Below are 14,837 nucleotides of genomic sequence, written 5' to 3' on the forward strand. Positions count from 1 at the left end.
TGGGTGAGAAGAACGGACCCTGTCCGGTCCACCGGTACGGCCGTACCGTGGCCAGTGGACACGGCGACGGCCGTACCGGTGGGCACCGGATACGGACGATCGACACGGCAACGCTGGGACGGATGCCGGGTGGCAACCCGGAGAAGGTGGTGAGCTGGGTGGGGCGAATCGCGGCCCGGGTCGGGGTCGGGCTGGCCGCAGCGGCCGGACTGGTGCTGACCGCGGCGACACCGGCGTTCGCCCAGGGCGGCTACCGGGCGCAGGTCACCGAGCTGCCGGACGAGGCGGTCGCGGGTGCCGGGCCGGTCGGGATGACCGTGGTGGTCAGCCGGAACCTCGGCGGCGAGTGCGAGAAGGTCCGCTGGTCGTTGGTGCTGCGCTCGGACGGTGTCGGCCTCGACGAGATCCGGGCGGCCCGGGTCGAGCAGGGCGCGGCGTTCGCGGTCGACGTGCAGACCGACGGTGACGACGCCCGGCTGACCGACGTGCAGCTCGATCCCGGCATCCTCTGCGCCGACCGCACGGTCACCGCGCAGTACCAGTTCAGCTTCGCCGACGACGCCGAGGGCAAGGTGACCTTCACCGTCGAGGCGTACGACGAGAACACGCAGTTGCTGGCCGACACTGCGGCGACCCTGCCGGTGGTCGGCGAGCCCGGTGGCTCGGATCCCGAGCCGTCCGAGTCGGCCGAGGAGCCGGTGGGCAGCCAGCCCGAGGCCGCGGTGCCGGACGGCGACGCACCGGCCGGGGCCGGTGGTGGTGGCCCGCAGCTGGTGGACGCGATCCCGGCCGGCGATGCCTCCGGTATCCCGGTCGCCTGGTTCGTCGCCGGCGGCGCGATGGTCTTCGTCGGCTTCGGCCTGCTGCTGCGGGTCCGGGCCCGGCTGATGCGCGGCCTCGCCGACCCCGACGACGCGGTGCCGGCCGTCGCCGGTGCCGGTGTGGGCGCCGGGGCACCCCCGTTCGGCGGCTGGAGCCCGTCGAGTCGGGCCGGCCGGACCGGTCGCTTCGGCTCAGGCCGGCAGGCCGACCCGGGCGGCCGCCGCCGGCCAGGCCTCGGCGCCGGCCGCCGTGGGCAGATACGTCCGTAACCGGCGACCGCGTCGGATCAACGCCCGCAGCTCGGCGAGTCCGCCCCGGACGGTGCCGGCGGCTCGGGCCTGCACCACGACGTTGCCGAGCGCGGTCGCCTCGACCGGGCCGGCGACCACCGGCAGCCCGCAGGCGTCCGCGGTGAGCTGGCAGAGCAGTTCGTTGCGGGCTCCGCCGCCGACCAGATGCACCACGGTCACCTCGTGGTCGGCGAGTTCGGCCGCCTGACGTACCGCCGACCGGTGGGCGAGGGCGAGGCTGTCGACGACGCAGCGGACCACGGCGGCGGGCGAGTCCGGCACCGGCTGACCGGTGTCCGCGCACGCCCGGGCCAGCCGGGCCGGCATGTCACCGGGTGGCAGGAACGCCGGGTCGTCCGGGTTGACCACCGCGGCGAGCGGCGGCTGGCGGGCGGCCTGCGTGAGTACCGCCGCCAGCTCCACCGGCCGGCCCCGCTCCCGCCAGTGCCGTAGGCATTCCTGCAGCAGCCAGAGACCCATCACGTTACGCAGGTACCGTACGGTGCCGTCGACGCCGGCCTCGTTGCTGAAGTTCGCCGCCCGGCTGGCCGCCGACAGCACCGGTGCGGCCAGTTCGAGCCCGACCAGCGACCAGGTGCCGCACGAGATGAACGCGAACGATCCGTCCACCGCCGGTACGGCGACCACCGCCGACGCGGTGTCGTGCGAGCCGACCGTGGTCACCGGCACCGGCCGGTCGGCACCGATCGCGGACCGTACCTGACGACGCAGTTCGCCGGCCGGCTCACCCGGCCGGCGCAGCGGGCCGAAGAGCCGCTGCGGGATGCCGGCGTCGGCGATCACGTCTGTCGCCCAGCGGCGGGTGCGCACGTCGAGCAGCTGGGTGGTGGAGGCGTTGGTGACCTCGGTGCCGACCTGCCCGGTCAGCCAGTAGGCGAGCAGGTCGGGGATCATCAGCAGCCGGTCGGCGGCCGCCAGCGTCGGCGTGTCGGCGGCGGCGACCAGCTGGAACAGCGTGTTGAACGGCAGTTGCTGCACGCCGGTGGTCCGGTAGAGCCGGTCGGCGCCGAGCCGGGCGACCACCCGGTCGGCGACCCCGTCGGTGCGCCGGTCGCGGTAGTGCACCGGGTTGGCGAGCAGATCACCCCCGCTGTCCAACAGCCCGTAGTCGACCGCCCACGAATCGACGCCGATGCTGGTCAGATCGGCCCGGCGGGCCACCGCCGCCCGCAACCCGGTCACACTCTGCGAGTACAGCCGCAGTACGTCCCAGTACAGGGTGCCGGCCACCTGCACCGCGTCGTTGTCGAACCGGTGCACCTCGGTCAGCGTGACACCGTCCGGGTCGACCTCGCCGAGCATTACCCGGCCGCTGGCCGCGCCGAGATCGACGGCGGCCACCGCCGCCCGGTCGGTGGTCACCGGAGGAAGGCCGCGGGTACGCCGGCGTCGACCGGCAGGTGGGTGCCGGTGGTGTGGGAGAGGTCGTCGGTGGCCAGCACGAAGACGGCGTTCGCCACGTGCTCCGGCAGCACCTCACGCTTCAACAGCGTGCGGCGGGCGTAGAACGCGCCCAGCTCCGCCTCGGGTACGCCGTACACGGCGGCCCGCTGGGCACCCCAGCCGGCGGCGAAGATCCCCGAGCCGCGGACCACGCCGTCCGGGTTGACGCCGTTCACCCGGATGCCGTGTGCGCCCAGCTCGGCGGCGAGCAGCCGCACCTGGTGCGCCTGATCCGCCTTTGCCGCGCCGTACGCGACGTTCTCCGGCCCGGCGAACACCGAGTTCTTGCTGACCACGTAGATGATGTCGCCGCCGAGAGCCTGGTCGACCATGATCCGGGCGGCGGCCCGGGACACCAGGAACGACCCGCGTGCCATCACCCGGTGCTGCCGGTCCCAGTCGTCGTCGGTGGTCTCCAGCAGCGGCCGGGACAGCGACAACCCGGCGTTGTTGACGACCAGGTCGACCCCGCCGAAGACCAGCGCGGCACGCGCCAGTGCCGTCTCGACCGCATTGGCGTCGGTGACGTCCACGGTGACCGCGACCGCCCGGTCCGGCCCGCCGATCCCGCCGGCCACCTCGGCGGCGGCCGCGCCGTCGCGGTCGGCGACGACCACGCTGGCGCCCTCGCCGGCCAACCGGCGGGCGGTGGCCGCGCCGATACCCGACCCGCCGCCGGTGACCAGCGCGACCCGCCCGGCCAACGGCCGGGGCGCCGGCAGCCGGCGCAGCTTCGCCTCTTCCAACGCCCAGTATTCGATGCGGAACTTCTCCGCCTCGCCGATCGGCGTGTACGTCGACACCGCCTCGGCGCCGCGCATCGCCTCGATCGCGTTGCGGTAGTACTCGCCGGCGATCCGGGCCGTCGCGGCGTCCCGCCCGTAGCTGAACATGCCGACCCCCGGCACCAGCACGATCGTCGGATCGGCGCCGCGCATCGGCGGCGAGTCCGGTCCGGCGTACCGCTGGTAGTAGGCCCGGTACGCGTCCCGGTACCGCTGGTGCAGCTCACCGAGCCGGTCGCGGACCTCGGCCAGCGGGGTGTCCGCCGGCAGGTCCAGCAGCAGGGGCCGGACCCGGGTCCGTAGGAAGTGGTCCGGGCAGGAGGTGCCGAGCTCGGCCAGCCGGGGGAGCGCCGTACGGGACAGGAAGTCCAGCACCGCCGGGTCGTCGCTGAACTGGCCGACCTGCCGGCCGTCGGTGCTGACCAGGCCACGGATCAGCGGGGCGAGCGCGGCGGCGCGGGCGGCCCGCTGGTCGGCGGCGAGCGCCGCGTACCCGTCCCGGACCGGCCCGAACGGCTCCGGACGGCCGTGTTCGGCCAGGAACCGGTCGATGCCGGAGATGATCTCCATTGACCTGGCTTCGCACTCGTCGCTGGTCGCCCCCCACGCGGTGATCCCGTGCCCGCCGAGGATCACGCCGATCGCCTGCGGATTGTCCCGGGCCAGGGCGGCGATGTCGACGCCCAACTGGAAGCCGGGCCGCCGCCACGGCACCCACAGCACCCGGTCGCCGAAGCAGCGCCGGGTCAGCTCGGGCCCGTCGGCCGCCGTGGCGAAGGCCAGCCCGGCCTCCGGGTGCAGGTGGTCGACGTGGGCGGCGTCGATCAGGCCGTGCATCGCGGTGTCGATCGACGGGGCCGCGCCGCCCCGACCGTGCAGGCAGTAGTCGAGCGCCGGCACCATCTCGTCCTCACGTCGCGGCCCGACCGGCTTGCCGTGTCGGCGGCCCAGGTAGCGTCCGGCCAGCTCGTGCAGCCGGTCGACCCGCAGCACCGCCAGCCCGGCGTCGGTCAACGTGCCGATGTCGCCGCCGGAACCCTTGACCCACATCAGCTCGACCGGGTCGCCGGTGACCGGGTCGTCGGCGGTGGCCTTGGCGGAGATGTTGCCGCCACCGTAGTTCGTGGTCCGCCGGTCGGCGCCCAGCCGGTGGCCCCGGGCCAGCAGCGCGGCGACCTCGGGATGCCTGGCGGGCTGCGGGTGTCCGGCGGCGGGCTGTGGCTGTCCGGCGGTTTGTGGCTGTCCGGCGGTTTGTGGCTGTCCGGCGGTTTGTGGCTGTCCGCCCATCTCAGGCCCCCCAACCGGCCGGCTGGCCGTCGGCCCGCTCGGCGACGATCCGTTCGGCGTACCCGCTGCGGGCGTAGGCGGCCATCGGATCCGGGTCCAGGCCCTGCTCGGCGCGCAGCTCGCGGAGCAACGGCCGTACGTCGGTGTGATAGGCGTCCATCAGCACGGCGTTGGCGCCCAGCACGTCCCCGGTGGACTGTGCGGCGGCCAGCGCCGCCGGGTCGACCAGCAGCGCCTTGGCGGTGGCCTCCTGGACGTTGAGGACGGACCGGATCTGGCCGGGGATCTTCGGCTCGATGTTGTGGCACTGGTCGAGCATGAAGTTGATGCCGCTGGCCGGGCGCAGCGCGTCCGCCGAGACGATCTCGAACATGATCCGGAAGAGCTGGAACGGGTCGGCGGCGCCGACCATCAGGTCGTCGTCGGCGTAGAACCGGGAGTTGAAGTCGAAGGCGCCGAGCCGCCCGGCCCGCAGCAGGAACGCCACGATGAACTCGATGTTGGTGCCCGGGGCGTGGTGGCCGGTGTCGATCACCACCTGGGCCCGCTCGCCGAGTCGCAGGCAGTGCGCGTACGCGGTGCCCCAGTCCGGCACGTCGGTGGTGTAGAAGGCCGGCTCGAACAGCTTGTACTCCAGCAGCAGCCGCTGATGCTCGCCGAGCCGGGCGTAGGTGACATCGAGCGCCTCGGCGAGCCGGTCCTGTCGGACACGGATGCTGTCCTGGCCGGGGTAGTTCGTGCCGTCGGCGAACCACAGCTTCAGGTCGGTCGACCCGGTGGCGTCCATCACGTCGACACAGTCGAGCAGGTGAGCGACGGCCTTGCGCCGGATCCGGGGGTCGGGATTGGTGACGCTGCCGAGGCGGTAGTCGTCGTCGGAGAAGACGTTGGCGTTGATGGTGCCGATCCGTACCCCCAGGTCGGCGGCGTGCCGGGCGAGCTGGGCGTAGTCGTCGACCCGGTCCCACGGGATGTGCAGTGAGACCGTGGGGGCGATGCCGGTGACCGCGTGCACCTGGGCCGCGTCGGCGATCTTCTCCTCGGGGGTACGGGGGACCCCGGGCTGGCCGAACACCTTGAACCGGGTGCCCGAGTTGCCGTACGCCCAGGACGGCACCTCGATTCGCTGTTCCCGAAGCGCGTCCTTGATCCGGCGGGTCATATCACTCGTTTCTGGTGCGAAGTCGGGTCTTCTGCCGGTCGTGGCGGCCGGCCCAGCCGAGGCGACCGGGCATCGCCGGGGTGCGGGCCGTCGAGCGCGGCGAGTTGCTCGTCGAGGTCGAAGATCTCCTCGAGCAGGACGAAACCCTCATCGGGGCGCCGGCCGTCCAGCTCGGTGAAGAACGGTGCCATCTCGGCCTGCCACCGGGCGTTGACCTCGGTGCGGGCCATCGCCGCCTGTGCGGCGGCCAGATCGTCAGCCCGGACATGGCCGACCAGCAGGCCGTCGGGGTGCAGGAAGAGCGCGTAGTCATGCCAGCCGGCGGCGCGCAGCGCACGCAGCATCTCCGGCCAGACGGCCGCGTGCCGGGCCCGGTACTCGGCCAGTCGATCCGGTCGGACCCGCAGCACGAAGCAGTACCGCCGCACCGGCACCTCCCGAATGAACCGTTTCAACAGCCGACCCAAACATACGAGCGACCAAACCGGGCTGTCAAGGTCGTGGATCAGCCGTCCAACCGGGTGCCGCGAGTATCCTGACTGGACTCGCGGACCACCAGCTCCGGCTCGAAGACCACCTGCCGGTGGCGGTGCGAGTCCGGGCTGGTCGCCTCCTCCAGCAGCAGCGCCGCTGCGGTCTGCCCGAGCCGCTGCCGGGGCTGGCGTACCGAGGACAGCGGCACCGCCGCCGCCGCGGCGAACTCGATGTCGTCGTAGCCGACCAGCGCGATGTCCTCGGGTACCCGTACCTGCTGACGAGTCAGTCCCTGCAGCACCCCGAGGGCCAGCAGGTCGTTGGCGCAGAACACGGCGGTCACCCGGGAGGTGCGGGGCACACCGAGCATCCGCGCGGCGGCGTCCCTACCGGCGGCCACCGTCAGGCTCGGCGTGTCGAACCGGCGCAGCTGCCGTTCGTCGAGTCCGGCCTCGGTCAGCGCCCGGACCGCCCCGGCGTACCGGTCCCGGACCTGTTCCAGATGCCCGGGCCCGCCGACGTACGCGATCCGTCGGTGTCCGGCGTCGATCAGATGGCGCAGTGCCAGCTCGCCGCCGAGCCGGTCGTCGACCGAGACCGAGCAGAGGTCCGGCCGGCGGGACCGCCGGTCCAGCAGAATCACCAGTACGCCGCGATCGCGTAGCCGCAGCAGCCGGTCGCTGGCGTCGTCGACCGGGGTGATCAGCACCCCCTGCACCCGCTGCTCCTCCAGCAGGTCCAGGTAGGCGCTCTCCTTGCCGGCGTCGCCGTCGCTGTTGCAGAAGATCACCGGCATGCCGGCACCGCTGGTGGCGTCCTCGACGCCCCGGGCCACGTCGGTGAAGAACGGGTTGGCCACGTCCAGCACCACCAGGCCCAACGTGCGGCCCCGGCCCCGGCGTAGTTGCCGGGCCGCGTCGTTGGGGACGAAGCCGAGTTCGTTGATCGCGGCGAGCACCCGGGACCGGGTGCCGGCCGCGACGATGTCCGGCCGGTTGAGCACGTTCGACACGGTGCCGACGGAGACGCCGGCCCGCGAGGCGACGTCCCGGATGCTGATCCCTGCTCCCGGCACCCAGGCCTCCTTCTCTGCGGGCGGCGCGCGGTCACCGGTGGTAGGTCCAGGCCGCTCCCGGGGCGATTATCCGCCTACCGGCCGTCGCCGGACAGTGGCAGGTCGGCCGGTCGCCGGTTGCCGTTCCACCGGCCCGAGCGGGCCGGGTCGCCCGCCCAGCGGGTCAAGCGGCGGTTTGAACCGTTTCGACGCGGCCGACGATCAGGCCAGCTCCTCCGGCTTGCGGCCGATCTCGCGCGCCACGGCCAACCGGATCCACTCGGTGAGCTGCCGGCGGGAAACCACCCGGTCGTGCATCGCGGCCTGCACCGCCAGACCGTCGATCAGCGCGTTGATCCGCCAAGCCGCGCCCTTCGGGTCCGGGCACTGGAAGGTGCCGTCGGCACACCCGGTGGCGATCACCTTGATCAGTGCCTCTTTCCAGCGCAGGTCGAGGTTGCGGCACACCCGGTTCAAGGCGGGGGTACGCAGCGACTCCGACCAACCGTCGATCCATAGCGTCCACGCCTTGGACTTGCCGGTCGGGGCGTACAGCCGAATGATCTTCTTCAGTTTCTCCAGCGGCTCGGCGGACGACCGGACGACCGTGTCGAGCCGGGCCAGGTCCTGCTCGGCGGCGTACGCGAACGCCTCGGCGAGCAGCCGGTCCTTGGTGGAGAAATGGTAGAAGACCAGCGCCTGACTCACCCCGGCGGCTTCCGCCACGTCTGCGGTGCGGGTGTTGGCCAGGCCACGCTCCACGATCACCTCACAGGCGGTGCGCAGCAGCGAGTCAAGGCGTACTTCGGCCGAACGTCTTGTCACGGCGAACACGGTAACGCACTATCATCGATACGATGAGTTACCAGTCAATTTCCTGACTCAGGAAGAGGCTGGGATCAGGTAAGGCGAATCGATTTCACGGAGCCAGGCGGCTCGTGGGGTGATATAAGAACTTTGTCGGGTATCGTGCCGTGGGCGCGCCCGGACACCCCCCGAGTTGGCACTCTCGCGACGGCTGGGCTAAAGTTCTCATCCGTTGGCAGGAACGCCCGAGGGCGGGAAGGCCAGCAGACAAGCGGACGTAGCGCAGTTGGTAGCGCATCACCTTGCCAAGGTGAGGGTCGCGGGTTCGAGTCCCGTCGTCCGCTCGGAGATGCCACCACAGCACGTCGGGGGCAACCTCGGTGGAGTGGCCGAGAGGCGAGGCAACGGCCTGCAAAGCCGTGTACACGGGTTCAAATCCCGTCTCCACCTCGTCACAACGAGGGCGATTGGCGCAGTGGGAGCGCGCTTCCTTGACACGGAAGAGGTCACTGGTTCAAACCCAGTATCGCCCACCAGCTATACAAGCACGTCGCGTGGCCCGCTACCGGACATCCGGTAGCGGGCCTGTTTGCTGTCCCGGCCCTTACCGGGGGGAGCGCTGAGGGAGCGGACCCGCTCCCTCAGCGCTTCTCAGTTACCCCCGCATGGGCGTACTCGAACTGCGACCTGAAGGACCAGGCTGAACCGGAGGGCACTCTCGGTCAGCGGATCGCCCTGCCGGAGACCGCGTTCCAGATCTGTGGCGCAGTGTCCTCGAAGCCGTATCCGGCGACGACCGGTTCCCCGGCGACGACCGCTGCCGCGAGGGAGTACAGCCGCACCTCGGCGATGGGGTTCGGCGGGATCGCCTCACCGGTGCGGGGATCCCATCCCCGCAGGGTGCCAGCGCAGGAGCTGAAGACGACGGGCTGCCCCCGGTGCACCGACGAGGTAACCGCGTCCGCGTACTGCGAGTCGCCGCACTTGTGGTCGCGGAACGTCGCGCCGATCCGCTCGCCGGTGGCGAGGTCACGCACCTGGAGACCGCGCTCCGGTTCCTCCGCCTCATCGTCGGGATCGGAGTAGATGTCCTCGGTGAACACCGCTGCGGCTCGACCGTCCACCAAGGTAACCGCGAAGGCGGGGTGATCCTCCGCCAGGTACCCGTGGGTCGGTCCGACCCGCTGGCGGGTTTCGACGTCCCACGCCCACACGCCGCAGTCGCCCGGGATGTCGACCACGGCCGCCCCGATCAACGTCGCGGCGACGAACCTTCCGTCGACCACCGTCAGCTCCTGACGAACCAGGTGCCAGTACCTGGCGAGCCGCTGCGTCTCGCCGTACGGTTCGCCGGTGCCGAGATCCCAGCAGCGGAACACGGTGACGGGATTGGCGCTGTCGAAGAATTCGCTGTCGAATTCAACCTCGGACGAGATGCCGAAGGCGTCCTCGTCCTGGTCCTCCTCGACGCCAACGCCGATGTCGTCGCGGTGGTCCTCGTCGCTGCCTCCGGCCAGGACGAGGACGCGGCCGTCGTGCCTGGCCACGGACAGCTCATGGACGGGTCCGACGAACCGGCCCAGCGGCGGCAGCCGTTCACCACTGGCGGCGTCCCAGCACAGGATGTCGCCGCTCTTGTCGCCGGCCACGACGACGCTGCGGCCGTCGACTTCGGCCAGGGCCACACAGGTGATCGGAGCGGGGTGCGGGGTGCCTGCGGTGAGCGGCTCGCCGGTGAGCTGCCCCGTGGCCGCGTCCCACCGCAGCAGGCTCCCGTCCACGCTGCCGGTGACGAAGACGGCCCGGCCGGCGACCGTTCCGGCGGCGATGCACGTGATCTCCAGGCGGTGTCCGGTCGGGGCCGGCGGGTCGTTGAGGAACCACAGCACCGGCCCGTCCGTGGCGTGTTGCCGTACCGCCCGGGCCGCCAGCGCCGGCCGTCCGTCCCAGTCGGTGACCACCACGGCGTTGACCGCGTACCTACCGGCGTTGAATATCTCCTCACCCCATCGACCGGTCTGCGGGTCGCGGACCCAGTTGGGGTTGTGTCTGATTACGTACGGCTCGCCCAGCGGCGCTCCGCTCGCCAGGTCCCAGACCCGGGCGGTGCCGTCATGACCGCCGGTGGCGCAGACGGCGCGGGCGCCGACCCGGCCGATGCCGACGGCGGACACCGGTCCCGGATGGCCGGTGACAATGCACAGGTCGTCGCCGGTGGCCGCGTCCCACACCCGCACGCCCCGGCCCTCCTCGGCGGTCGCCACGACCGTCCGCCCGGCGACCATTCCCGCCGTGAGCGCGGTGACCTGGGTCCGATGCCGATCCTCACGGACCTCACCACTGGCCGGATCCCAGCGGATCAGGGGCTCGTCGTAGCTGGGGGCGAGCAGCACCAGCAGGCTATCGCCGACGGCGACGCACGTCAGGTGCCCGTAGGTTCCGGCGACGGTCAGCGGCATGCCGATCGGTGCCCAGGTGGCGAGGTCCCACAGCCGGACCCGCTGGTAGTAGGTGTCGCCCCTCCAGAATGCGTCACCGACGGCCACCACTGTGCGGCCCGACCACCGGGCGGCCGCCAGGTGCATCACGTTCTCGGTGTCGGGCAAGGGCCGGCGCGTCAGCGGTGTGCCGCTCACCGCGTCCCAGAGCCAGACCAGCCCGTCGGAGCCACCGCCGACCAGCGTCGGCCGCGAGTCGACCTCGGTCACGACCATCGGCCCGCTGGTGTCGCAGCCGTGGTAGAGGCTGGGGGACTGCACTCCCGTCGTGAGGTCGAACTGGCGCACGCCACCGTCGACGGCACCGGTGACCACGGTCGGCCGGCCGCCGGCGGCGGCGAGGACAACGTGGCTGGCGTTCGACCCGAACCGGCCGACCAGTTCCGGTGCACCGCCGCACGGAACGGTCCACACCAGTACGGACGCGGAGTACGGATCGTTGTTGTCCTTTGACGCGACCGTGGTGCGTCCGTCGAGGTCCGCCACGACCATCGACGCCACGTGGAGCCCGTCGACCACCGCAACCGGCGCCGGTTCGCCAGTGTCCGGGGTGAAAGCCCGCACGCTCCCTGAGCGGGTCTGGGCGAACACGGTCAGCCGACCCGCCACCGGCCCCAACCACACCTCCCAGAAGGGGTCGTCGGTCGGTGGCTCCAGAGGCGGTCCGACCGGCTCCCCGGTGCGGGCGGACCACACCCGCACACGTCCCTTCTCCAACGTCGCCACCAGGAGCCGGTCGTCGACGGTCGTCGCCGCTGTCCGGAACGGCTCGTCATCGCCGAACACCGGACCGACCGGCGAGCCGGTCTCCGGCTCGCACACGCACAGCCCGGACCCGGCAGCTTCCACCGTGACGATGCGCCCGGCGAACGTGACCAGGGCATGGATGGCGGTCTGCGCGGCCGGCCCGTCAACCAACCGGGCACGGACCGTGGCGTCCTTCGCGTCGCCGTACACGTGCGTGCGTTCACCAGTGTCCGGATCCCACACGGTGAGCATCATCGCGGCATCCGGGCCCCACGGGCTGTCGTTACCGGCCACGAACACGGCCGCCCGCCCCTGGTGGTCGCCGATCGCGAGGGCGGTCACCTTCCCGTCGGTGCGTAACACCTCACCGACGGGGGCGCCGGATACCCCGTCGCGGACCCAGACCGTACCCAGGCGGTCGCCGGACACCACGACGTCCCTGCCATGCAGACGGCCGGCGGCCAGGGCGGTCACCTCCCACCGATGCCGGCCCGAGCGGTCCCGGCCGGCCCGCCCGGTCACCGGGTCGAGGAGCTGTCGGCCATCGACCAGGTCAAGTCGACCGTCCCGGCCGGTCAGCAACTCGACCCAGCCGTGCGCGAAGGTGCGATGCGGCCCCGTTCGCGGACTGTCCATCCACCGGGATTCCTCGACCATCGACATCGCCTCCGGTTCTCGGGTTCGGTGATCAACCTACGGCTGCCAAATGCCTGGCACCATCGCGGACCCAGAGGGCGAATGTTCTTGCCAGGCCCGGCAACGAGCCGGGGGATGAGCGACCACCGGGGACAGCTCATCATCGTCTCGGTGAGCTGAGCGGATGTCATCTAGCCGCGATGCCAGCTGCGGCCAGCTGGCTGTCCACCTCGGTCGTACGGGCGAGCATGCCGCACCGCTCGAACAACCGGCGCGCTTCGCCGAGTAGTCTGCCGGCCGCGTCCCGGTCCCCGCTTGCGAGCTCGGCACGCCCCAGGGCGTACCTGACCTCTGCCTCGATCCGGCTGAAACCGATCCGGCCGATGGTGTTCAGCGCCCGCCGCAACTCGGTGACGGCCCGCTCGTACTCGCCCAGGTCGGTCAGCGCCTCACCGAGGCGCCGCAGAGTCTGGACCTCGCCGATGTCCTCGCCCAGCCGGCGTACCGTGACCAGCACTTCCTGCAGGATCTGTAGCGCGTCGCCGGGGCGGCCGGCGGCGCGGTACGCGTCGGCAAGACCACGCTGACCCTGTATCGCAGCCCGGGTGTCGCCGAGCGAACGGGCGACGGCGACGGCCTGCTGGAAGGACCGGATCGCCGGCTGCGGGCGGCCGGCGAGCAGGTGCGTGTTGCCCAGCGCGCTCAGCGCGTACGGTGCGATCCGGCGGTCCGGGCAGCGGTTGACCACCGCCACGGCACGAGTGAGGGTGCGTACTGCTTCGTCGAACCGGCCGGTGTCGCGTTGCAGCTCGCCGAGGCCACGCAGACAGCGGGCCTCGCTGGCCCGGTGGCCAGCCGCAGTGGCCAGCGCGAGTCCCCGCCGGTAGTGCTCCTCGGCCTGTGAAGGCCGGCTGTCCAGCCAGTGCAGGTCACCCAGAGCGCGTAGCGTCCGTGCCTGCAGACCGATGTCGCGGATTCGTTCGGCCAGCTCGCGGGCACGATCCAGATGCTCCCGGGCTTCGGCGGTCACACCCCGGTCGAGCCCGAGCTGCCCCAGCCCCCAGCGCAGCGCCGCTTCGCCGCGTCGGTCACCCGCCGGGCCGACGGCGGCGAGTGCGACGTCGTGGGTCCGCCGCCAGTCGTCCCAGTCGGCGCGAAGCTCGAAGAACACCGCACTGTTGTGGGCGATCCGCCAGGCGTGACCGGCCAGCCCGACACCTGCCGCGTAGCCGACTGCGGCGGTCAGACTGGTCCGTTCGACGGCGAACCACGCCATGGCGTCGGCGGCGCTCGTGATCACGATCGGGGCGGCGCGGTGACCGTCGGCGGCTGGTGCCGCTCCAGGGAGCTGTTCGGCCGTACCCAGAAGACACCCGGCGGCCCGGTGAACGGCCTGCGCAGAGGCATCGAGGGCGCGTCGGGCGGTCTCGGCGCGTTGAGCGGCGGGCAGGGCGGTGAATCGTTCCCGCGCGACGTCCCGAACCAGGTCGTGGAACCGGTACCGCTGGTGCCCCGGCCCGCCGCCCCCGCAGGCGTCGAGCAGTTGCGCTTCCACCAGCTGTTCGAGGATCTCCTCGGTCTCGGCCGTCGGCCGGTTCACGGCCGCCGCGGCGAGCCAGCCGGTGAACTCCCCGCTCCACAGCCCGCCGAGCAGCGTCAGCGCCTGCCGGCACGGTTCGGCCAGGGCAGTGATGCTCAACCCGAGGCTGGCCCGCACCTCAAGGTCCCCGGCGGCCAGTTCGTCGAGCCGCCGCCGGCTGTCGGCCAGACGCTCGGCGAGCCGGGACAGCGGCCAGTGCGGTCGTCCGGCGAGCCGGGCCCCGGCGATCCGCAGCGCCAACGGGAGCCGGCCGCAGAGGGTGGCGATATGCTCGGCCGCCTCCCGTTGGCCGGTCACCCGGTCCCGGCCGACGATCCTGATCAGTAGTGCCACCGCTTCCCGTTGGGTGAGCAGCTCCAGATTGACGGCGGCGAGGTCCGGCGTGAGTACCGGTAGCGGTCCGCGGCTGGTCACCAGCACCCGGCTGGTTCCACTGCCCGGCAGCAGCGGCCGCACCTGACTGGTGTCGACGGCGTTGTCCAGCAGTACCAGCACCCGGCGGCTGCCGAGCAGGCTCCGGTAGAGCGCGACGCGCTCGTCCACACCGGCCGGTATCTGGGGCGGATTCACCCCGAGTGAGCGCAGGACGTGACCGAGGGCATCGGCGGCCGGCAGCGGCTGTGGATCCATTCCGCGCAGGTTGACCAGTACGAGGCCGTCGCGGAAGTGCTTGGTGACCTGGTGGGCCACGTGTACGGCCAGAGCGGTCTTGCCGACGCCGGCCTGGCCGAAGATGACGACGCCGCGCGGGGGCCCGGAGTCGGTCAGCAACCGGCGCAGTCGCGCCGACCGGGTGCTGCGGCCGGTGAAGTCGGCGACGTCCGGTGGTAGCTGCCGGGGCACCGGCAGTTGCGGTGGCGGGGGTGTTCGGGTCGGGCTAATCCGGCGGTCCTGAGCGGCCTGGGCAGCGGCGACCAACCGACGGCGGTCGGGCTCGGTCAGCGCCAGCGCGTCGGCGAGTAGTCGCACCGAGACCGGCCGTGGCCGACGGATCCGGCCCGACTCCAGCCCGCGTACCGTACCGACGCTCAGCCCCGATCGCTCGGCGAGCTCCTCCTGGGTGAGCAGCGCCCGTTGCCGCAGCAGTCGTAGCAGATCCAGTGGGTGCCCGGCGGCGTCCGGATCCCTGGCCATCAGGCGCAGGCCTCCCAAATTGACGGTGAGTTGACGGTCGATTGCCTGGAGCGGCCCGCGGGACCGACGACAGTCTA

Annotated in this window: 9 protein-coding genes and 3 tRNA genes; 4 read left to right on the forward strand and 8 right to left on the reverse strand. The window is 72.1% G+C overall.

Going from position 1 to position 14,837, the window contains the following annotated elements:
- Window positions 1-47: 47 nt before the first annotated feature.
- Window positions 48-1,091 carry a hypothetical protein gene (locus O7629_RS07010; RefSeq protein ID WP_278168223.1) on the forward strand — a complete coding sequence of 348 codons (1,044 nt, stop codon included), beginning with the start codon at window positions 48-50 and terminating at the stop codon, window positions 1,089-1,091.
- Here the strand turns inward: O7629_RS07010 and O7629_RS07015 are convergent.
- The 6 genes from O7629_RS07015 to O7629_RS07040 form a co-directional block, all read right to left on the reverse strand.
- Window positions 1,014-2,495 (reverse strand): rhamnulokinase family protein, encoded by a 1,482-nt coding sequence (locus O7629_RS07015; RefSeq protein WP_278168224.1) that lies wholly within the window; start codon window positions 2,493-2,495, stop codon window positions 1,014-1,016. The two genes, O7629_RS07010 and O7629_RS07015, sit on opposite strands and share 78 nt — an antisense overlap.
- The gene (locus O7629_RS07020) at window positions 2,492-4,648 is read right to left on the reverse strand and encodes a bifunctional aldolase/short-chain dehydrogenase (protein WP_278168225.1); all 2,157 of its coding nucleotides are present in this window, start codon (window positions 4,646-4,648) and stop codon (window positions 2,492-2,494) included. The genes O7629_RS07015 and O7629_RS07020 overlap by 4 nt, the downstream gene beginning before the upstream one ends.
- Window position 4,649: 1 nt before the next feature.
- Entirely contained in the window at window positions 4,650-5,810 is a 1,161-nt protein-coding gene (gene rhaI / locus O7629_RS07025) for an L-rhamnose isomerase (RefSeq protein WP_278168226.1), read from the reverse strand.
- Entirely contained in the window at window positions 5,807-6,265 is a 459-nt protein-coding gene (locus O7629_RS07030; protein ID WP_278168227.1) for an L-rhamnose mutarotase, read from the reverse strand. The genes rhaI and O7629_RS07030 overlap by 4 nt, the downstream gene beginning before the upstream one ends.
- 50 nt (window positions 6,266-6,315) lie before the next feature.
- Window positions 6,316-7,359 carry a substrate-binding domain-containing protein gene (locus tag O7629_RS07035; protein WP_278168228.1) on the reverse strand — a complete coding sequence of 348 codons (1,044 nt, stop codon included), beginning with the start codon at window positions 7,357-7,359 and terminating at the stop codon, window positions 6,316-6,318.
- Between the two features lie 201 nt (window positions 7,360-7,560).
- Window positions 7,561-8,163, reverse strand: coding sequence for a TetR/AcrR family transcriptional regulator (locus O7629_RS07040; protein ID WP_278168229.1), 603 nt, complete (start codon window positions 8,161-8,163; stop codon window positions 7,561-7,563).
- 253 nt (window positions 8,164-8,416) lie between these two features.
- On the opposite strand from O7629_RS07040, the gene O7629_RS07045 reads away from it, so the two are divergent.
- From O7629_RS07045 to O7629_RS07055, 3 genes are all read left to right on the forward strand, one after another.
- Window positions 8,417-8,489: transfer RNA gene (locus O7629_RS07045), tRNA-Gly, on the forward strand.
- Window positions 8,490-8,524: 35 nt separating this feature from the next.
- A tRNA-Cys gene (locus O7629_RS07050) sits at window positions 8,525-8,595 on the forward strand.
- An 11-nt stretch (window positions 8,596-8,606) separates the two neighbouring features.
- Window positions 8,607-8,681: transfer RNA gene (locus O7629_RS07055), tRNA-Val, on the forward strand.
- Window positions 8,682-8,867: 186 nt separating this feature from the next.
- Here the strand turns inward: O7629_RS07055 and O7629_RS07060 are convergent.
- Window positions 8,868-12,026, reverse strand: a complete 3,159-nt coding sequence (locus tag O7629_RS07060; RefSeq protein ID WP_278168230.1) for a WD40 repeat domain-containing protein — start codon at window positions 12,024-12,026, stop codon at window positions 8,868-8,870.
- Window positions 12,027-12,213: 187 nt separating this feature from the next.
- Window positions 12,214-14,760: a tetratricopeptide repeat protein gene (locus O7629_RS07065; protein ID WP_278168231.1), complete on the reverse strand. Its 2,547-nt coding sequence runs from the start codon at window positions 14,758-14,760 to the stop codon at window positions 12,214-12,216.
- Between the last annotated feature and the right edge of the window lie 77 nt (window positions 14,761-14,837).

This window comes from Solwaraspora sp. WMMD792, assembly GCF_029626105.1.
GTDB lineage: Bacteria > Actinomycetota > Actinomycetes > Mycobacteriales > Micromonosporaceae > Micromonospora_E.